Here is a 21,239-nt window from a genome sequence, read left to right as displayed (position 1 = left end):
GCTTTTTTTGTTGAAAATAGACATATAAGTAAATTTAGGTTATAATGTATGAGGAAAATAGTATAATCGAAAATTATTATCTATTAGTGAAAGGAAGTAAAAAATGAAGGGAATAATTTTAGCAGGTGGGTCTGGAACAAGATTATATCCTGTTACAAAAGTAATTTCAAAGCAAATGGTTCCAATTTATGATAAGCCAATGATATATTATCCAATGTCTGTGCTTATGTTAGCTGGAATTAGAGAAATCTTAATAATTTCAACAGAAAGAGATTTACCTCACTTCGAAGAATTATTTGGAGATGGAAGTGAATTAGGACTTAATATAGAATATGCAGTTCAAAAGGCACCAAATGGCCTTGCAGAAGCGTTTATAATAGGAGAAAAGTTTATAGGCAATGATAACGTTGCTATGATACTTGGAGACAATATTTTCTGGGGCCAAAACTTCAGCCAGCACCTTATAAAAGCATCTGAACTTGAAAAAGGGGCAATGATATTTGGATATTATGTCCAAAATCCAAAAGCTTTTGGAGTAGTAGAGTTTGATGAGAATGGAAATGTTATATCAATAGAAGAAAAACCAGAAAAACCAAAATCACACTATGCAGTACCAGGGTTATATTTCTATGACAATAGTGTAGTTGAGAGAGCCAAGGCACTAAAGCCATCGGCAAGAGGAGAGCTTGAAATAACTGACCTTAATAGAGTATACCTTGAAGAAGGCAACTTGAAGGTTACATTGTTTGGAAGAGGTATGGCATGGTTAGATACAGGAACTCATGGCTCAATGCTGCAGGCTTCTAACTTTGTTGAAGCTGTTCAAAATACTCAAGGTACGTACATAGCATGTTTAGAGGAAATATCCTATAGAAAAGGCTGGATTAATAGAGCTCAGCTTGAAGAATTAGCACAGCCACTATTAAAAACGGGATATGGACAATATTTAATGGCTATTGCAGAAGAACTACAAAGTGCTAATTTAAAAGCAGCTAAGCACAATAAATAACAGTAAAGCTTTTGGAGGGAATAATGATGAAGACTTATTTAGTAACAGGAGGAGCTGGATTTATAGGTTCCAATTTCATACACTATATGTTAAAAAAATATAATGATATTAAAATTATAAACCTAGATAAATTGACTTATGCAGGAAACCTTGAAAATCTAAAGGATGTTGAGAAGGATTCAAGATATAGCTTTGTTCAAGGAGATATATGTGATAAGCAAATAGTTGAACAAATATTTACTAATAATAATGTAGATTATGTAGTAAATTTTGCTGCTGAATCCCATGTTGATAGAAGTATAAAAGAACCAGAAGTATTTGCAATGACCAATGTACTAGGAACAGTAAACCTTTTAAATGTTGCTAAAAACTTTTGGCAAGAGAGAGAAGGATTTAAGGAAGGCAAGAAGTTCCTTCATGTTTCCACTGATGAAGTATATGGTTCACTAGGTGAAACAGGATACTTTATGGAAACTACTCCTATTGACCCTCACAGCCCATACTCATCAAGTAAAGCAGGGTCAGATTTAATGGTAAAAGCATATGCTGATACATATAAGATGCCAGTAAACATTACAAGATGTTCAAATAACTATGGACCATTCCAATTCCCAGAAAAGTTAATACCTCTTTTAATAAACAATTGCTTAAATAAAAAAGCACTACCAGTTTATGGCGATGGTATGAATATAAGAGATTGGCTTTATGTTGAGGACCACTGCAAAGCAATAGACATGGTAATCAACAATGGAAGACTTGGTGAGGTATATAATGTTGGCGGACATAATGAAAGAACTAATATTCATATAGTTAAGACTGTAATAGCTTATATTAATGAAAATGTAGATAGCGAAGTTACAGAAAACTTAATTAAATATGTAGAAGATAGAAAAGGACATGATAGGAGATATGGTATTGATCCAACTAAGATAAAAGAAGAATTAGGCTGGGAACCAGAGACTCCTTATGAAGAAGGAATAAAGAAGACTATTAAATGGTACTTAGATAATCAAGATTGGATGAAGAATGTGACTTCTGGTCAATATCAAAATTATTACACTAGTATGTATGGAAGTAAATAGGGGAGTGTTTCTATGGGACAATTTAAATTTACCGAAACTGAAATAGATGGAGTTTTTATTATAGAGCCAGCAGTATTCGGAGATCACAGAGGATACTTCATGGAAACCTATAATTACGAAGACTTCAAAAAAGCTGGTCTGGACATGGTGTTTGTACAAGATAATCAATCTAAATCCAAGAAAGGTGTTCTTAGAGGATTGCATTTTCAAAATCCACATTCTCAAGGAAAACTTGTAAGAGTGATTAGCGGAAAGGTTTTTGATGTAGCTGTGGATTTAAGGAAAAATTCAAAAACCTATGGTAAGTGGACTGGTGAAATTCTGAGTGCAGAAAATAAAAAACAGTTTTATGTGCCACAAGGTTTTGCACATGGATTTTTAGTGCTTTCAGAGGAAGCTGAGTTTGTATATAAATGTACAGACTTTTATCACCCAGAATGTGAAGGCTCTATACTTTGGAATGATCCTCAAATTGGAATAGAGTGGCCAGTAGAAGGAATAGATGAAATATTGCTTTCAGAAAAAGATAAAAATGCTAAATCCTTAAAGGATATGAAAATAGAATTTTAAAATATGTGAGGTTGAATATATGAGTAGAATGTTTGGAACAGATGGAGTTAGAGGTATTGCAAATTTAGAATTAACTGCAGGACTCGCATATGATTTAGGAAGAGCAGGAGCTTTCGTACTTACAGAAGGAGCACACAAGCCAAAGATATTAGTAGGTATGGATACAAGAATTTCTGGAGATATGTTAGAATCAGCATTAGTTGCTGGAATACTTTCAGTAGGTGCAGAGGCTGTTTGTCTTGGAGTAGTACCTACACCAGCAGTTGCTTATCTTACAAGAAAATATGGTGCAGATGCAGGGGTTGTAATTTCAGCTTCTCACAATCCAGTAGAGTACAATGGAATAAAATTCTTTAATAATCAAGGATATAAGCTATCTGATGACTTAGAAGACAGAATACAAAGCATAATCGAAAGTAATTTTGAGGGGGTACCTGCTCCAACTGGTGAAGAACTCGGTAGAAAAGTAATAGAGGAATCAGCTCTTGAAGACTATATTGATTTCGCAAAATCCACAATAGATATCGATCTTAAGGGATTAAAAGTGGCTCTTGATTGTGCAAATGGGGCCTCATATAAAGCGGCAGTAGACACCTTTAGACAATTAGGAGCAGAAGTTGTTGTGATAAATAATGACCCAGATGGAGTTAATATAAACAAGAATTGCGGTTCTACACATCCAGAAGAGCTTATGGAATATGTGGTTAAAAAGGGCTGTGACTTAGGACTTGCTTTTGATGGTGATGCAGACAGATGTCTAGCAGTCGATGAAAAGGGTAACCTAATCAATGGTGACTTTATAATGGCTATCTGCGGTAAATATCTTAAAGAGCAAGGAAAGCTAAACAAGGATGTAGTTGTTGTTACAGTAATGAGTAATTTAGGGCTGGATATTGGTCTTAAAAAGGAAAATATCAAAACTGTTAAAACTAAGGTTGGAGATAGATATGTTCTTGAAGAAATGCTTAAAGAAGAATATAAACTAGGTGGAGAACAATCTGGACACGTTATATTCCTAGATTATAATACAACTGGAGATGGTCTAGTAACAGGTCTTCAAATAGCAACTATAGTTAAGAAGAGTTGCAAGAGCTTATCAGAGCTTGCAGCAATGATGACTGAACTTCCACAGATTCTAGTTAATGCAACTGTTCCAAACAATAAGAAAGACATCCATGAAAAAGATGAAGAAATAGCTTTAGAAATTAAGAAAATAGAAGAGAGACTTCATGGCTGCGGAAGAGTTTTAATCAGACCTTCTGGAACGGAGCCTCTAGTCAGAGTAATGCTTGAAGGAGAAAATCAAAATGAGCTTGATGAAATGGCTCACGCACTAGCAAAGCTTATAGAGAAAAAGGCTAATATATAAAAGAATTACACTGGTGTATTCGACATAAATGAATTTATAATTGGAAGAAATAGACTAGTTAAGTATGAAAGAATTATTGTGCAAAGTTTAATTGTGGAAAAGTTAATTAGTTAATTTGGAAAAACAAAGAGAAATTAATTGTTTCTTACTTTGTTTTTCTTAATGTCTGCTAATATTTTTAAATTTAATTCAATATTTGATTAAAAACAATAAAAATAATGCATAATTAATGGAAAGAACTGTATAAGTTTTTTATATCCTATAATGTTTGATTTTGACATTGAAATAGTGTATATTAATATGTGATAATGATGATGAAAAGGCACAGTGTATGGAGGGGTAAGGAGTGGAAACTTTGAAAAAAGATCTCCCAGAGCAAGAAAGATATGACGATTTTGGTAATGTGAGTATCAGTTATTTCGTAATAAAAAGATTAATTGATATAATTGGAGCTTTATGTGGAATAGTTTTATTAAGTCCAATAATGTTAATAGTGGCTATTGCAATAAAATTTGAGTCTAAAGGTCCTATTATTTTTGCTCAAGAAAGAGTTGGACAACATGGCAAGACTTTCAAAATGTATAAATTTAGATCTATGGTAGTAAATGCTGAAGAATTATTAAGCAAATTAGAAGATAAAAATGAAATGTCTGGCCCAATGTTTAAAATAAAAGAAGACCCACGGATAACAAAAGTGGGGAAATTTATAAGGAAAACAAGTATTGATGAATTACCACAGCTATTGAATGTTTTAAAGGGTGATATGTCACTAGTTGGACCTAGGCCCAATTTACCAAAGGAAGTAGAAAAGTTTTCAGATTATCATAAGAAAAAGTTGATTGCAAAGCCTGGACTCACTTGTTACTGGCAAGTTATGGGAAGAAATAGTATAGGCTTTGAAGAATGGATGAAACTTGATATAAAGTATTTGAATGATAGAAGTACATTGCTAGACATAAAGCTCATATTTAAGACTTTTTTTGTACTATTTGGAGATGAAAACGCTAGATAAAGCTTTAGGAGAGTGCAAGAATGAAAAATGTTTTTATTATAGGGTCAAAGGGAATTCCAGCTAAATATGGTGGATTTGAGACATTTGTTGATAATTTAGTTTCAAGAAAGAAAAGTAATGATATAAAGTATTATGTAACCTGTTTAACTGAATCTGATAATGTTGAACGTGAATTTGAATATAATGGAGCTACATGCTTTAATATAAGAATTAAGGATATAGGTAGTGCGAAAGCCATAACCTATGATATTAAAAGCATATTGGAATGTGAAAAATATATTAATAAAAATTCCTTGAAAAATTGCTGTATATATATACTAGCATGTAGAATAGGTCCGTTTTTATATTATTATAAAAAAAGATTGGAAAAACAAGGAATAAAAGTTTTTGTAAATCCAGATGGTCATGAATGGAAAAGAAGCAAGTGGAATAAAGCAATAAAGACATATTGGAAGTTCTCAGAAAAGCTAATGGTAAAAGAAGCTGACTTACTTATCTGTGATTCTATTGAAATCGAAAGATATATTAAGACAGAGTATGAGAAGTATAATCCTAAAACTAAATATATTTCATATGGAGCAGAGATTGAAAATAATAATATTGAAATAGATACAGAAAAATTATTGGAATGGTATGAAAAGCACAATATAACAGAAAATCAATATTTTTTAATAGTTGGTCGATTTGTACCTGAAAATAATTATGAACTTATGATCAGAGAGTTTATGAACTCAAAGACTACTAAGGACTTGGTAATAATAACGAATGTTGAAAAAAATAAATTTTATGATGAATTATTAGCAAATACATACTTCAATAATGATAGTAGAATAAAATTTGTTGGAACTGTTTATGATAAAAAATTGATATATGCTATTAGAACAAAAGCCTTTGGTTATTTGCATGGGCATGAAGTAGGTGGAACAAATCCATCTCTATTAGAAGCATTAGCAACAACAAATATGAATTTATTATTAGATGTAGCATTTAATAAAGAAGTTGGAAGAGAAGCTGCAGTATATTTTGATAAGAAAAAAGGAAGTTTAAGTTCAATAATAGATGAAGTTGATAATTATGAGCAGGAAGATATAGATCTGATGGGCATTAAAGGCAAAAAGGTTATTGAGGAGTTTTATTCATGGGACAAAATCATCTGTGAATATGAAAACTTATTCAATATATATTAAAAATTAAGGATGGGGGTATACATGTTAAAAAAATTAAAAATGCAAAGGCTAGTAGCCTTAATTATTTGTTTTACTATTGTGCTATTTAATTTTACTAGTATACATGCAGCATCGTTAACTCCGCAAATGTGGATTGAGTATCCAATTATGAATTCGGAGTTGTTCAAAAACGATGTTCAAGTAAGTGGATGGGCATTAAATCCATCTGGGATTAGTAAGGTAAACATTTATTTAGATGGTATATTATTAGGACAAGCAACTACTGGGATTGACAGACCTGATGTTGACAGTAGTTTTCCAGGATATCCAGATGGAAGTAAAAGTGGGTTTGCTTATACAATTAGTATAAATAAACTTACAGCTGGAACTCATGTCATAAATGTAGAACCAGTAGGTAAAGATGGCACTACACAAAAATCAAGTAGAACTATAATTTTTAAAAAGACTCCAATTATTGGACAAGCCTCGGCTACTCAATATCAAGCGGAAGTTTGGGCTAGATCAAAAAATGCAACGGAAACATTTGTTTCTTTAGCAGAAAAATATTGGCGACTAGCTAGTGGGAGAGGCGGAGTAAATCCTGCTGCTGCATATGCGCAAGCAGCAAAAGAAACTGGGTTTGGTCATTTTGGTGGAGTGATTGATGAAAGTTATTACAATCCTTGTGGATTAAAAACCTCAAGTGGTGGAAGTAATACTGATCCAAATGCGCATCAAAGATTTAAAGACTGGGAACAGGGTGTAACAGCCCACTTAGATCATTTAGCTCTATATGCAGGTGCTCCAGGTTATCCAAGGAGTGACACACCTGATCCAAGACATTTTTCATTTTTAGCGGGTAGCGCCCCATCAATTGAGGCATTAGGTGGATCATGGGCACCGAGCTCTAGCTATGGTGAGGAAGTTGTAAACTTACTTAGGGAAATAGAAAACACTAAGGTAGGTTTACCGCCAAAAATGTATATAGAAAGCCCTGGATCTGGAATAACAGCAAGCAATAACGTTACTATATATGGTTGGGCATTAAATGCTTCAGGAGTAAAAGAAGCAAATGTAATGTTAGACAATCAAACTATTGGAAAAGCTATTTTAAGACAAGATAGACCTGATGTAAATAAAGCTTTTTCAGGATATCAACCAGCTGTTAGCTATACATTTGACTTAGATGTTAAGAAATATTCATCTGGGAGTCATAATGTAACTGTAGAAGTAGTTGGTAATGACTTATCCAAAGATACAAGAAATATAACCATAAATATAAATAAGCTTGAGCCTAAGATGTGGATAGAAACACCAAATTCAGGCTTAAAAGCAAATAAGAATTTTGTATTATATGGATGGTCTTTGAATCCTTCTGGAGTAAAAGAAGCTAATATATTAGTTAATAACAAAGTTATAGGTAAAGCACAATTAAGACAGGATAGGCCAGATGTAAATAATGCATTTCCAGGGTATCCTAGTGCAGTAAGTTTTACATATGAATTTGATATAAATCAAGTTCCAATGGGTGCATGTAATGTTACAGTTAATATCATTGGAAACGATGGTTCTGAAGATTCGCGTCAATTGAGTGTAAATATTGAAAAACCTGCACCAAGAATGTGGGTGGAAACACCAAACTCAGGAATGAAAACATCGCGGAATGTAACAATATATGGATGGGCATTAAATGCTTCGGGAATTAGAGATGCCAATGTTAAAATAGATGGAGCTGTTGTTGGTAATCCAACTATTTCTAAAGACAGACCAGATGTAAATAATGCATTTCCGGGTTATCAAAGTGCAGTAAGCTTCAGTTATGAACTTAATATAGATACTGTTGATGCAGGATATAGGAATGTAACTATAGAAGTATTTGGAAATGACGGAAGTGTAGATTCTCGAACTATAGGTATAGATGTAACAAAACTAGTGCCAAAAACATGGATTGAATCTTTGGGTTCTTCAGTTAAAACAAGCCAGACAACAAGAATATATGGATGGGCTATTAACCCAACAGGAGTAAGTAAAGCTAATATAATATTAGATAATAATATTATAGGCCAAGCAGTTATAAGGCAGGATAGGCCAGATGTAAATAATGCATATCCAGCCTACCCAAGTGCGGTAAGTTTTACCTATGATTTAGATGTAAGCAAATATCCTATTGGAAATCATATATTAAAAGTTGAGATACTTGGAAATGATGGTTCCAAAGATGTGAGAAATGTTGATCTAACCATACTTAAAGAAATGAGAGAGTGGATTGAATATCCATATGCTAATGCACTAGTAAAAAGTAAATTTACGGTTGCTGGTTGGGCATTAAGTCCAAGTCCAATTAAGAGTATAAATGTATATATTGATGGATCGCTTAAAGGATATGGGAACATTTCAGGTGACAGGCCAGATGTAAATAATGCAATTCCAGGATATCCAATGGCAAAGGGATATGACTATACAGTTGATATTACATCTGAAAGACCAGGTGTTCATGCCTTAACGGTTGAAATAACCAATGAGGATGGAGATAAGGTTACAAAGAGTGTATTTGTAACAAAGAATATTGTATATGCTATAGATATAGGACATAACGTTATATATGACGGTGGAGCAACCTATAAAACCTCAAATGGAACAGTAAGAATTGAAGATAAATATAATATGGAAGTTGGAACTAGGGTAATATCAATTTTAGAATCAATGGGATATGAGGTTGTAAATGTTCTTCCTAAAACAGCGACATCAGTGCGAGACTCATTAAAGCAAAGAACTGATAAAGCAAATGCAGCAAACGCAGATATGTATGTATGTATTCATTTTAATGTTGGTGGAGGGCATGGTACTGAAGTATACTATGATTCAGACGAAGGTAAAAAAATTGCTCAAGATGTTCTAAATAATATAGTAGGCTTAGGATATTATAATAGAGGTGTAAAATCTAATGACTATTATGTATTAGTTAATACTAAGGCACCAGCTATATTAATTGAAAATGCGTTTTTAGATTCAGAGGAAGATATGGCAAGATATAATCCAGATGATTTAGCTAAAGCTATTGTAAATGGTATAAAGAGATGATTTTTAGAGATGTTATAATTTGAAATTATAACATCTCATTTTTGTTAAAAAAGCGTTTTTATTGTTATGTTTTTATGATATACTTTTATAGTGGTAAGTACATTTAAATTCGAGAGGTATAATATGGAAAAATATTTCGATTATTGGATAATTACTATATATGCAATTTTTTCGGCTGCTTTTATTTTATATAGAAAAAGCTTATTTATGTATGTGCCTTTTGTAATTATTATGTTTAATATGAGTTATAGTTATCTTAAGTACAGAAAGTTAAACTTAATTACTACATTAGTAATATTAGCAGCTTATAGCTGTATATTGCCAGATAACTATATAATAATTTTTATTAGCTTTTTTATTCTTTTATATTACTTATACAAGCAATATAAAAACGAAGGCTTTAAAAATAAAAAGACTATAGCATTATTTATTGTATTATTTATAGTGAACTGTATTTTTAGTAGCAATAAATTAATAAATATAGTATTTTTTGTTATATTTAACTTTACATTTATTCTATACTTTTTTGTTTTCAAGGATAGATCAAAATTAGAAATATATAATACAGCACTCGAAAGATGTATTAATAATATTGTAGTTATTGAAGTTTTAACTACTGTTTTAATTATATTATTCAGATTTAAAGAGGTCCTAAGTGATCTTGGTGGAGATTGGTCTACAGGAACCCTAGGAACATCACAGGGCAGTATTTTAATGTTAATGCTTAGCTTTGTAGCATTAAGATATTTAGGAGACTATAGAGAAAAAAAACAAAAGCACAAGTTATTTATAGTAATTTTATGTGGTATTATTTGTATGAGTACTGCATCAATATCAAATAATATAGTTCTCATTGCAACAATTTTCTTGTATATATTAACATTTATATTCAAAGATTTTAAAGGAAGTATAAAGTATATAACATTTATTCTAGTTATTATTATCACCTTTATTATAGTTATGCCAGCATGGGTGAAAAAAGACCTATATAATTTAACAAACAAACAGTATGCATACGAAAGAGTAAAAAAGCTTAATACTTATGAAACTACTTTTGTAACAATTCCAGCTAATAATATTAAATTTGCTTTATTAGGAAATGGTGCGGGATTTTATTCATCAAGGGCTGCTCTTACGACAACTGGAAATTATGTTAAGACTTATTTAAATGTGTTTCCAATAAGTATGAGTGACTATACTAAAATATATATTTACGATAAATTAATTGACAAAAACTTTGATGGCAGTATATTATCTGCTCCATATTCATCTATTATAAGTATTATGGGTGAGTTTGGAATGATAGGACTATTAATTTTTATTGCTTTTATGTTTTATATTTTTAAACATGTAAAAAATGAAGGAAAAGCAATAATTATTTTCTTTGTTTTGATATGTTTTTTTGAAAATTGGATAGAATTTGCGAAGGTTGTAATGTTTTTTTGGATGTTTCTATTTAATGATTATAAAAAAGATGAAACTAATAGTAATGCTAAAATTAATTAGAGAGGTTGAATGAATTTGGAAAGAATATTATTTTTGCATGCAGGGGCTGAACTTTATGGGGCAGATATTATACTGCTGCAAGTATTGAAAGGTATAGATACTAAGGAGTATAAACCATATGTTATATTACCTAATGATGGTTCGTTAGTAGAGGAAATAAGAGCATTAAATATAGATGTTATAGTGCAAGACTACCCCATTTTAAGAAGACAATTTTTTACTCCGATAGGTATAATAAAATATATTTGTAAACTGATTAAAAGTATATTTATATTGAAAAAATTTGTTATAGATAACAATATTGATATTATTCACTCAAATACACTGGCTGTACTTGAGGGGGGGATATTAAATAAAATTACTGGGAAAAAACATATTTGGCATGTGCATGAAATTATTAAGCACCCAAATTTTCTTGCTAAGTTTTTCAGAGTAGTGACACCGAGAATGGCCACAAAGATAGTTTGTGTTTCTGAGTCAGTAAAGGAAAATTTAGTTGATAATAATTCAAAGTACAGTGAAAAGTTTGTAGTTATTCATAATGGTATAGATCATTATAAATTTATACCTTCGTTTTCAGAAAGTATAAGAGAAGAATTATCCCTGCCTAAAGATGAAATATTAATTGGAACGATTGGAAGGGTTAATAAGATAAAGGGACAAGAATTTTTAGTAGATGTAGCAGAAAAGATAATAGAGAAGCATAAAAATGTAAGTTTTTTTATTGTAGGGAGTGTATTTAGTGGTCAAGAACATTTAATGGATAATTTAAAAAATAAGATAAATGAGCCTACATTAAAAAACAAAATATTTATAAGTGAATTTAGAAATGATACTCCCGAAATATATAACAACTTAGATATTTTTGTTCTTCCATCAGTTTTACCAGATTCATTTCCAACTGTTGTTTTAGAAGCTATGGCATCTGGACTTCCTATTGTTGCTAACGTAACAGGAGGAGTAAAAGAGATGGTTGAGGATAATATTAATGGATTCTTAATTTATGATATCAGTGAAGATGAAATGGTAAAAAAAATAGAGACTTTAATTAAAAATAAAGAGTTAAGAAAAACTTTTGGAAAGAATTCTAGGATTATTATTGAAGAAAATTTTAACTTAACAAAGTTTTATGAAAAATTCTATGAAGTATATAGATAGAACTACACTAACAAAATAGAAGGGATATATGCATGGATAAATTAAATAAAATTTATTTGGTTGGTACTACTTATCCATTGGAAGGATCTATTAATGGCCCTTCAGCAGTGGTATCATCATTAGCAAAAGAATTTTCAAAACAAAATGTAGTGTTTGAGTTTCTAAACTATGAATCAGGAGTTCAAAGTAAAAAAAAGTATATATTCACGTTAGCAAAAAAAATACTATTTTCTAGAAATGTAGTGTTTAATGTTCATACTGATGGCTATATTATTCCATTCATAGTAATGTTGTTAAGTAAAATTAATAGATTAAATAAGTATTATTTGACGGTTCATGGTGTTCATAAAATGGAAATTGAGTATTTCAAGAATCCTAATAAGAAAAATCTAATACTTGAAAAAATACTTTATAGATATTTCGATAATTTGATATGTGTATCAAATTTTCTTCAGAAAGCCATAAATGAGATATATAATAGGAAAGAAAATGTTTATGTAATTCATAATGGTACTTATAAAGTTGATGAAAAATATATTGAGAAGAAAATTAATAACGATCAATTGAAGTTAATAATGACTGGTGGAATTAAACCAATTAAAGGAATTTTTGAGTTGATTGAAGTAGTAGATCATATAAGGAATAAATTAAATATTAATGTTTCTTTAGATGTTTATGGGGGATACCATGATATTAATAATTTAAATAAATTAAATGAACTTATAGAGAAGTACAATTTACAAGGATATGTAAATTATAAGGGAATTATTAAAGACAAAAATGAATTATTGAATAAATATAGAGAAGCAGATTTAAATATGTGTTTATCAAAGTTTGATACATTTAATGTAGCCGTTATTGAAGCAATGTCAGTTGGAACTCCAACTATAGCAACTAATATGTGCGGAGCTTCAGAGCTAATTAGTGATTATAATAACAGTTTTATAGTTAATTATAATAGTGAATTAAACAGTCAAATTGCAAAAATAATAAGATTTCTACTCGATAATAATGAATTATACACAAAAATATCTGAAAAAGCCTATTTGGATATAAGAAATTGTTCATGGCAGCGAACAGCTGATAAATATATAGAGATTTTTAATAGTATAAGGTTATAAGTGAGATGGGGGTCAATGATAAACATGGTTAAAAAGGCAGACTTAAGAACATCACAACTTTTGATGACAAAAATATTAAGTGAAATTCATTCTATTTCCGAAAAAAATAATATACACTATTGGCTTGATTCAGGCACATTGCTTGGGGCAGTAAGGCATAAGGGATTTATACCTTGGGATGATGACATAGACATATGTATGACTAGGGAGGATTATAACAAATTTATTGAAGTTGCTAAAGAGCAGCTATCAAAAGATATGTTACTTCAAACATTTGAGGATGAAAAGCTAGAATCACTTTGGTTAAAGGTTAGATTAAAAAATACTCTACTTTTAGAAAGGTATGATGCAGAATTTCACCAGGGAATTTTTGTAGATATATTTCCTGTAGATCAATATCCTAGCAATGTAAAATGGAGAAATTTTTTCAAGCTATATTTTAAGATTTTAGTAAGAATATATAAGAATAAAAACCTTAAAATCAAGAATGTAAATAAAGAGAACGGTAGTGTAATAGATAAAGTCAGAAAAGCCTGTATGATTATATTTTCAAAGGCCTTTTTATTTATAAATGATAATTATATTATAAAAAGGAGAAAGCATTTTTTTAAAATGATAAAAATTCTACAGAAGAAAGAATCCAGTAATATTTATGGTTATGGATTAGAAGTAGATAATTGGAGTAATTTTTTTGATATTAATGATGTTTTTCCTGTAATTGATATGGAGTTTGAAGGATTTAAATTTAAAGCACCTAATAATTATCATAATTATTTAGTAAATATGTATGGTGAAAGCTATTTAGAGTTACCTCCAGAGGAAAAACGTCCAGTACATAATCAATTATTATTGATAGATTTATCTGAAGAAGAAGAAACGTATTATAATAAGCGGTATAATTATGATAGACTTAAAGTTTAATGTTTCATTTTTGATGAAAATAAAGGTATTTTTATAAAGAGGTGAATTATTTGGAACCACTTATATCGGTTATAATTCCAGCATATAATTGTGAGGAGTTTATAGAGGATACAATAAATTCTGTTTTATCCCAAACGTATAAAAATATTGAAATAATAGTTGTTGATGATGGAAGTAAGGACAAGACTAGTGAACTTATTAAAGCTATGTCTGAAATGAATCCTAGTATAAAATATTTTTATCAAAGCAATTCAGGCGTATCAATGACTAGAAATAAAGCAATTAATGAGTCTAAAGGTGAATATGTTGCATTTATTGATGGTGATGACCTTTGGTATGATACAAAGCTGCAAAAACAGGTAGATAAACTAGTAAGTGGCAAATATGATGCATGCTTTTGTGGACATATAAGCTGGTATATGGATAGTGAAAAGAAGATTTCAAACATTGTTAAATTTGAAAATGAAAATATTGCTTATGAATACATAAAAAGTGAAATGTGGCCACAAACAAGCACTTGGATTGTTAGGAGAGATACTATAATTGATAATGATATTAAATTTACTCCAAAATGTAATTGGGGTGAAGATGTTGAATTTTTTACAAAGGTAGTTAGTTTGTCTAAGGTTTGCTTTGTAGATGAGTGCCTTTCTGTATATAGAATAAGAGAGAATAATTCATTATCATCAGATTTTTCTAAGAAGCAAGTTTATTATTTAAATGAAGCTAAAAAGATGTGGGAGAGGCTAGAACAATGGTTTAATACTTTAGATAATAATAATCTAAATGAAGTACAAAAGGCCAAAATAATTAGTTATATAAGGAATTATAGAATTCCATTTCTTTTAATAAATACATTATGGCATGGAATAAAAGAAAAAGAACTAAAAGAAAAATATGCAAACATATATAAACAACAAGAAACTATTGATTGTATAAATAATTTCAAACCAAAATTTACAAGAGTGGATATTAAAACATTTATTAAAAGCAAATTACTAAAATTTAAGGTTTGATTTTAATTTTTTATGGAAAAATTGAGGAAATACGAATGAGAACGAAAAAAGCAGTGAAGAATCTAACATACAATTTAATATTTTATATAATAGCATCTTTATTAGGATTTGTTACTAGAAAAATATTTATAAATGAACTTGGGGTACAAATTGCGGGGCTAAATTCTCTTTTTTCTAGTGTACTTGGTTTCCTAAATCTAGCTGAACTTGGTATTGAGTCTGCTGTTATATTTGCTCTTTATAAACCCTTAGCTCAGGATGAAAAGGAGAATATTAAAGGAATAATAGTCTTTTACCAAAGGTTATATAGAATTGCAGGAATTGTTATTCTTTTACTTGGCTTAATATCAACAATATTCTTACCTTTCTTTGCAAAAGGTCAAGTTAATTCACATTTAGTTAAAGTTTATTTTGTGATTTACATTTTAAATACTGTTGTTACGTACCTATTTTCAAGCAAACTTTCTCTATTAAATGTAGACCAAAAGTCTTATATAATATCAAGTATTGATGGTATTATGAAAATATTAAAGAGTGTTGCACAGATTCTTATTCTTATAGTATATAAATCATTTTTATTATATTTAGCGCTTGAAGCATTATTTAGCTTAATTTATTATGCATATATGAATCGGATTATTAATAAGCAATATCCATGGTTAAAAGAATGCAACGCAGTATTAGATTCTGATACTAAGAAAAGTATTTTCAAAAATATCAAAGCGCTTTCTTACCATAAAATTGGTTCGTTTGTAGTGTACAGTACAGACTATCTTGTAATGTCAGCATTTTCAACTTTATCAGCTGTTGGTATGTATAGCAACTATATTATGGTTATTAATTTCTTCTTAAATGCTATAGTAAAAATGTTCAATGGAATCACTGCTAGTATTGGTAATTTGATTATTGAGGATAATAGTCAAAAAAATTATGATGTATTTAAAAAATTATTTTTATTTAACTATTGGATTGTAGTATTTATAACTATATCATTATATAATACTATGGATTATTTTATTGCTATTTGGTTAGGAAAACAATATTTTGTTAGCAGGTTTATATTGATTATAGCCCTTGTGAATTTTTATATAACTGCCTTGCGGCCATGTGTGGAAAGATTTAAGGAAGCAGCTGGCATTTATAATGAAGATAAGTATGCTCCAATTGCGGAGTCAATAATTAATTTAGGGTTTTCAATTTTGTTTGCAAAATATATGGGAATTGCTGGTGTTGTTTTAGGCACAGTGGTAAGTGATGTAGCAGTAATATTTTGGGTGAAGCCTTTACTAGTGTATAAGAAAGTCTTTAGAGTAAGTTTTAAGAATTATTTATTGTTATATGGTAAAACATTGTTACTTGCAATAGGAATTTTGATTATATCTTCTGGTATTTTAAAAGTCTTGGTTCTGCCATATAATTTTTATGGTTTTATGTTAAATTGCATGCTAAATGTTGTAATTATTAATTTAATACTAATATTAGTATTTAGAAAGACTGAGGAATATTCATACTTAAAGAATTTAGTTATGTCAAAGTTTAAAATAAAAACATTGAATTAATAATATGTATCTGTACAAACTAAAAAGATATGCTGCAGCATATCTTTTTAATTATCATTTATAGTATTCTATTTAGCTATTTTTATTGCAAATAGATGTTGGACAGATTACTAAAGAAACAATTTTAACTTCCAAATATAAAATTATGAAGTTTATCAATTGTAGGTTCTTTATCCCACTTCATATAATAGAGTCCATTTATTGTAGAATCATGATAGTTGTCATCAGTAGGTACTCTAAATTGTTCTGGTGTAGTTATTTTATTTATTAAAACATAAGAACCCAGTGAGAGTAGTTCTGTCTTGCTTAAACTTGTTTCAACATAAGGTAAAATATTATCTGATGCCTTAGGAAGCCCTAGCAAACCTTTTTGTGATAACTTTTTAGAAATCTCAGTCAGTACAGTTCTTTGTCTCTCTGTTCTTTGAAAATCAACATTTCCAACATAACGTATTCTACAATAGGCAACTGCCTGAGCACCATTTAATACTTGCAGACCAGACTTTTTTATGGCAGCATATTTAAATTTATAAACCTTTGAAGCACCTTCCATATAGCTGTTAATAAGGTTTACTTCATCAGGTTGTACATTAATTGAAACTCCGCCTAGATAGTCAATTATTTTACCTAAATTGTTTATATCAACTTTTACATAATCTTTGACATTCATATTAAAGTTTTTATTTACTGTTTTAATGAGCAATTCAGGACCACCATAGGAATAAGAATATTTAAGCTTTGTATTTCCATGTCCCTCAACATCCACATAGCTATCTCTCATTATGGAGGTTAGCTTTAATTTTTTATGGGTTTTATCTATAGTAGCAATCATTATTGAATCAGCACTGTTAGAATCATTTACTTCTTTGTCAATATCTATACCCATAAGCAGAATATTGACAAAGTTATCTTCGCTTTTATCATTGGATTTAAAACTATTTTCATCAATGGAAAGATTTTCATCGTCAATTTTATTTATTTTGATTTTTGATAACTTACCATTTAAATAAAAAAGAGCTCCTGATGTGATAACAACCATTATTGTTAAAATAATAGCAAAAGCTTTAATACCTTTATGTTTTTTATGTTTATTTTTCCTATTTCTTGTCATTATTAAACCCTCCAAATAAATAAATTGCACAATAAAATTATATACCTATTAAAATAAATATCAATTGTAGAAATTATTTTAATTTAGGTACAATATGTATTTTTTTGTACATTTTCATAAAAACAAAACCATATTTTACTATTGCCAAATTTTATCTATGCAAATATAATAAAGTATAGTTTGTAATGTAGCTGATTTTACAGGAGGTGGTAGCTGAGTAATAAAAAGTAAGGAAAAATTGAATAAGAAAAATATTAAAGCGCCAGGACTTAAGTGAGAATGGAAAAAAGAAACTCAATCTAACGAATGAGTAAGTTCCACTACCCAAATCAAAGATTTGAAAGAGCTAAATGAAACTCAATCTGACGATTGAGTAAGTTCGACTAGCTAAATCGTAGATTTAGAGCCTCACTTAAGTTGACGAGGATGGGGAGTATCGAAACTTCGGCGGATGCCCCACGGTACAGCACTACCGATAGAGATTGATAAAACCAGAAAGTGATTTCTGAAACAATATCAATTAGGTGCTGCGGCCAAATACTGCACATTGCAAACTAAATTATTTTAATTTCAATAGACGTAAAGATTGTAAGCTTTACGCAAGGAGGAAAAATATGTGCGGAATAGTAGGTTATGTTGGAAATAAGCAGGCAGCGCCTGTGCTTATTAATGGACTTTCAAAATTGGAGTATAGAGGCTATGACTCAGCAGGAGTAGCCATTATTGAAGAGGATATATTAAAGGTTAGTAAGTGCAAGGGAAGACTTGCAAATCTTGAAGCAAAGCTAGAAAAGGCTCCAATCAAAGGGGTAGTAGGTATTGGCCATACCAGATGGGCTACTCATGGAGAACCATCAGATTTGAATTCTCACCCACACTCAAATACAAAGGAAACTATTAGTGTAGTGCACAATGGCATCATTGAAAACTACATTCACCTAAGAGAGTGGCTAACTTCAAAGGGATATAAGTTTGAATCAGAAACTGATACAGAAGTTATTCCTCATCTAGTAGACTATTATTATGATGGAAATCTTGAGGCTGCTGTTATGAAAGCGGTGTCCAAGATGGAAGGAAGCTATGCTATAGGAGTAGTTACAACCTATGAGCCAGGAAAGCTTGTAGCTGTTAGAAAAGATAGCCCTCTTGTAGTAGGTGTTGGAAAAGGTGAGTACTTTATAGCATCTGACATACCAGCTATATTAAACTATACAAGAGATGTTTATTTTTTAAATGATAAAGAGTTCGTTGTAATGACATCTGAAGGTGTTAAGCTTATGTCAGATGAAGGCGACGAAATAAAGAAGGATATATTCCATGTAACTTGGGATGCTGATGCTGCTGAAAAGGGCGGATATGAGCATTTTATGCTAAAGGAAATTCATGAACAGCCAAAGGCTATCAGAGATACAATGACTTCAAGAATAGCTTTAGGTAAGGATATAACCTTAGACAAAATAACAATTACTAAAGAGCAAATAGCTAATATAGATAAAATATATATTGTAGCTTGCGGAACAGCATATCATGCAGGTGTAGTAGGCAAGTATGTAATTGAAAAGCTTACGAGAATCCCTGTAGAGATAGATATAGCTTCAGAGTTTAGATATAGAAATCCAATAATAGACAAAAGAACACTAATGATAGTAATAAGTCAGTCTGGTGAAACTGCAGATACGCTAGCTGCACTAAGAGAAGCAAAGAAAAGTAGTGCAAGGGTAATAGCTATAACAAATGTAGTAGGAAGCTCAGTATCAAGAGAAGCAGATGATGTTCTTTATACCTGGGCAGGACCAGAAATAGCAGTTGCATCTACAAAGGCTTATGTAACTCAGCTTATTGCTATGTATATTATAGCCTTATTCTTTGCCCAGAATAAGAAAACAGTAAGTGACGAGGCTATAGAAGAAATAAAAGAGGCTATGCTTTCACTTCCAGAAAAGGTAGAAGAGGTTCTAACTAATAAAGAAGTGCTTCAAAGATTTGCCTCAAAGACTTATATGCATAAAGATATGTTCTTCCTAGGAAGAGGCCTTGATTATGCTGTTGCAATGGAAGGCTCCTTAAAGCTTAAGGAAATCTCCTATATTCACTCAGAAGCTTATGCAGCTGGAGAATTAAAGCACGGGCCAATAGCTTTAATAGAAAAAGGAACTATTGTAATAGCTTTAGCTACTCAAGAAGAATTATTTGAAAAGATGGTTAGTAATATTAAAGAAGTTAAAACAAGAGGAGCAAATGTTTTGGCCTTTGCTTTTGAAGGTAATGATACAATTGAAAAGACAGTTGATTCAGCACTATACCTTCCAAGAACAAATGAAATTCTAGCTCCAGTACTTTCTGTAGTACCGCTACAGCTTCTTTCCTACTATATGTCAATTCAAAAGGGCTGTGACGTTGATAAGCCTAGAAATCTAGCAAAATCAGTAACTGTTGAATAATTGAAAGGTGCCATTTGGCACCTTTTTATTATTTAATATTCATAATTTTTTCTACCTTATTTAATTCGTTTTAAGAGAGGCGTTTTGATCTAAAAGATGCCACCAGGTCTTTCCGGGATTAAGTGGTACTATATTGCCTTTTTCATCTTTGAATATTGTTTGAGAGTGTAGATCAGCCTTAGACCAGGTTGCTTTTACCATTTTACCGTTGCTGTATATTATAGCGTCTCCACTACCTACTAGGTCTGCATCTAGATACTCCTCATTAGGCCTAGTCCTGTAGTTTACTTTTTGTATTACAAGATTTTTTACTGCTACTGGTTTCTTATCTTCCTTATTTTCAGTAGGTACATTATTCATGGATTTATAGTAAAGCCCATCCTTAAATGTGTATGCAGTGGCGTACTCGCCGTTAAATCTTATAATAATGTTGTTTATTGCCTCGGAGCTTAAAGTATCCCAGTATCCCTTGTTGAAGGCTAATTTTATAGGAGAAGGTTTTATGTATGATTTTTGTGTAATTAAACTTATAAGCTTATCAGAGGAAGTATACAGGCTATGTTCTTGGATTTTAATACTTTTATCCCGCCAATAATAAGAGCCGTTATACATTTCGTTTAAGGTCATAGGATTTTCTTTTTTTATTCTATCTAGAGCATCGTGGCTTCCACCACAGTGAGCAAAGGGAAGATTATATTCGTAGGCTAAATCTATAAAATAAGTTCTCATACTTCTAACAGGCCCAATTTTTTCAGCTTTGTCCTTTTGAAATATAGCAAGGCATCTAGTGGTTCCCCCTTCTGTCATAGCCTCAAAAACAATATCTGCGGAATTAAATCCAGATTGCGGCCTAGCTGCAGAGGAATTTTCTATAATAGACATAAAAGCAGCATTATTTGCAGTTTCTTTGCTAACTTCCTCCCCAGTATAAGGAGCGTAATATTTCTCTGCTTTATCAGTAGAATTATTTGTGCTTTCTGCTGTAGTGCTTCTAGTAGTATCAACTTTGGCTGTAGCAGTTTTTTTGCTGCCGCAGCCTGTTATTGAAAGTGATAATAATAATATAAAACTAAGCACTTTTATATTTTTCAATATTAACCATTCCTTTCAGTAAATT

General features: G+C 30.7%; 16 protein-coding genes. 14 read left to right on the top strand and 2 right to left on the bottom strand.

Annotation, left to right across the window (positions count from 1 at the left end; genetic code table 11):
- Positions 1-103 precede the first annotated feature (103 nt).
- The 13 genes from rfbA to bsdE14_RS05765 all read left to right on the top strand — a co-directional run bounded on the left by rfbA (position 104) and on the right by bsdE14_RS05765 (position 16,570).
- On the top strand, positions 104-1,009 hold the full coding sequence (gene rfbA / locus bsdE14_RS05835; RefSeq protein ID WP_264849019.1) for a glucose-1-phosphate thymidylyltransferase RfbA: 906 nt from the start codon (positions 104-106) through the stop codon (positions 1,007-1,009).
- 26 nt (positions 1,010-1,035) lie between these two features.
- Complete coding sequence (rfbB, locus tag bsdE14_RS05830; protein ID WP_264852227.1) at positions 1,036-2,091, top strand: dTDP-glucose 4,6-dehydratase; 1,056 nt, start codon at positions 1,036-1,038, stop codon at positions 2,089-2,091.
- A gap of 12 nt (positions 2,092-2,103) precedes the next feature.
- Entirely contained in the window at positions 2,104-2,661 is a 558-nt protein-coding gene (gene rfbC / locus bsdE14_RS05825; RefSeq protein ID WP_264849018.1) for a dTDP-4-dehydrorhamnose 3,5-epimerase, read from the top strand.
- 19 nt (positions 2,662-2,680) lie between these two features.
- Positions 2,681-4,030 carry a phosphoglucosamine mutase gene (gene glmM, locus bsdE14_RS05820; protein WP_264849017.1) on the top strand — a complete coding sequence of 450 codons (1,350 nt, stop codon included), beginning with the start codon at positions 2,681-2,683 and terminating at the stop codon, positions 4,028-4,030.
- A 355-nt stretch (positions 4,031-4,385) separates the two neighbouring features.
- A complete protein-coding gene (locus bsdE14_RS05815; RefSeq protein ID WP_435382415.1) occupies positions 4,386-5,042 on the top strand; it encodes a sugar transferase in 657 nt (218 codons plus the stop codon).
- 20 nt (positions 5,043-5,062) lie between these two features.
- Positions 5,063-6,229, top strand: coding sequence for a beta 1-4 rhamnosyltransferase Cps2T (gene cps2T, locus bsdE14_RS05810; RefSeq protein ID WP_264849016.1), 1,167 nt, complete (start codon positions 5,063-5,065; stop codon positions 6,227-6,229).
- 21 nt (positions 6,230-6,250) lie between these two features.
- Positions 6,251-9,289, top strand: coding sequence for an N-acetylmuramoyl-L-alanine amidase (locus bsdE14_RS05795; protein WP_435382414.1), 3,039 nt, complete (start codon positions 6,251-6,253; stop codon positions 9,287-9,289).
- A gap of 123 nt (positions 9,290-9,412) precedes the next feature.
- A complete protein-coding gene (locus bsdE14_RS05790) occupies positions 9,413-10,795 on the top strand; it encodes a hypothetical protein (RefSeq protein ID WP_264849015.1) in 1,383 nt (460 codons plus the stop codon).
- 15 nt (positions 10,796-10,810) lie between these two features.
- On the top strand, positions 10,811-11,953 hold the full coding sequence (locus tag bsdE14_RS05785) for a glycosyltransferase family 4 protein (RefSeq protein ID WP_264849014.1): 1,143 nt from the start codon (positions 10,811-10,813) through the stop codon (positions 11,951-11,953).
- Positions 11,954-11,985: 32 nt separating this feature from the next.
- Positions 11,986-13,074 carry a glycosyltransferase family 4 protein gene (locus bsdE14_RS05780; protein WP_264849013.1) on the top strand — a complete coding sequence of 363 codons (1,089 nt, stop codon included), beginning with the start codon at positions 11,986-11,988 and terminating at the stop codon, positions 13,072-13,074.
- A 24-nt stretch (positions 13,075-13,098) separates the two neighbouring features.
- Entirely contained in the window at positions 13,099-13,995 is an 897-nt protein-coding gene (locus tag bsdE14_RS05775; RefSeq protein WP_264849012.1) for a LicD family protein, read from the top strand.
- A 50-nt stretch (positions 13,996-14,045) separates the two neighbouring features.
- Entirely contained in the window at positions 14,046-15,011 is a 966-nt protein-coding gene (locus bsdE14_RS05770; protein WP_264849011.1) for a glycosyltransferase family 2 protein, read from the top strand.
- A gap of 35 nt (positions 15,012-15,046) precedes the next feature.
- Positions 15,047-16,570 (top strand): lipopolysaccharide biosynthesis protein, encoded by a 1,524-nt coding sequence (locus tag bsdE14_RS05765; RefSeq protein ID WP_264849010.1) that lies wholly within the window; start codon positions 15,047-15,049, stop codon positions 16,568-16,570.
- A 124-nt stretch (positions 16,571-16,694) separates the two neighbouring features.
- Here the strand turns inward: bsdE14_RS05765 and bsdE14_RS05760 are convergent, their stop codons facing one another.
- Entirely contained in the window at positions 16,695-17,681 is a 987-nt protein-coding gene (locus tag bsdE14_RS05760; protein ID WP_264849009.1) for an LCP family protein, read from the bottom strand.
- A gap of 614 nt (positions 17,682-18,295) precedes the next feature.
- Here bsdE14_RS05760 and glmS point away from each other — a divergent pair.
- Entirely contained in the window at positions 18,296-20,122 is a 1,827-nt protein-coding gene (gene glmS / locus bsdE14_RS05755) for a glutamine--fructose-6-phosphate transaminase (isomerizing) (RefSeq protein ID WP_264849008.1), read from the top strand.
- A 60-nt stretch (positions 20,123-20,182) separates the two neighbouring features.
- Here the strand turns inward: glmS and bsdE14_RS05750 are convergent, their stop codons facing one another.
- Entirely contained in the window at positions 20,183-21,214 is a 1,032-nt protein-coding gene (locus bsdE14_RS05750) for a DUF3048 domain-containing protein (protein ID WP_264849007.1), read from the bottom strand.
- Positions 21,215-21,239 lie beyond the last annotated feature (25 nt).

The organism is Clostridium omnivorum, from assembly GCF_026012015.1.
GTDB classification, from domain to species: Bacteria; Bacillota; Clostridia; order Clostridiales; family Clostridiaceae; genus Clostridium_AX; species Clostridium_AX omnivorum.
The sequence above is the reverse complement of the archived record's forward strand: the minus strand, read 5'-3'. Positions and strand labels throughout refer to the sequence as shown.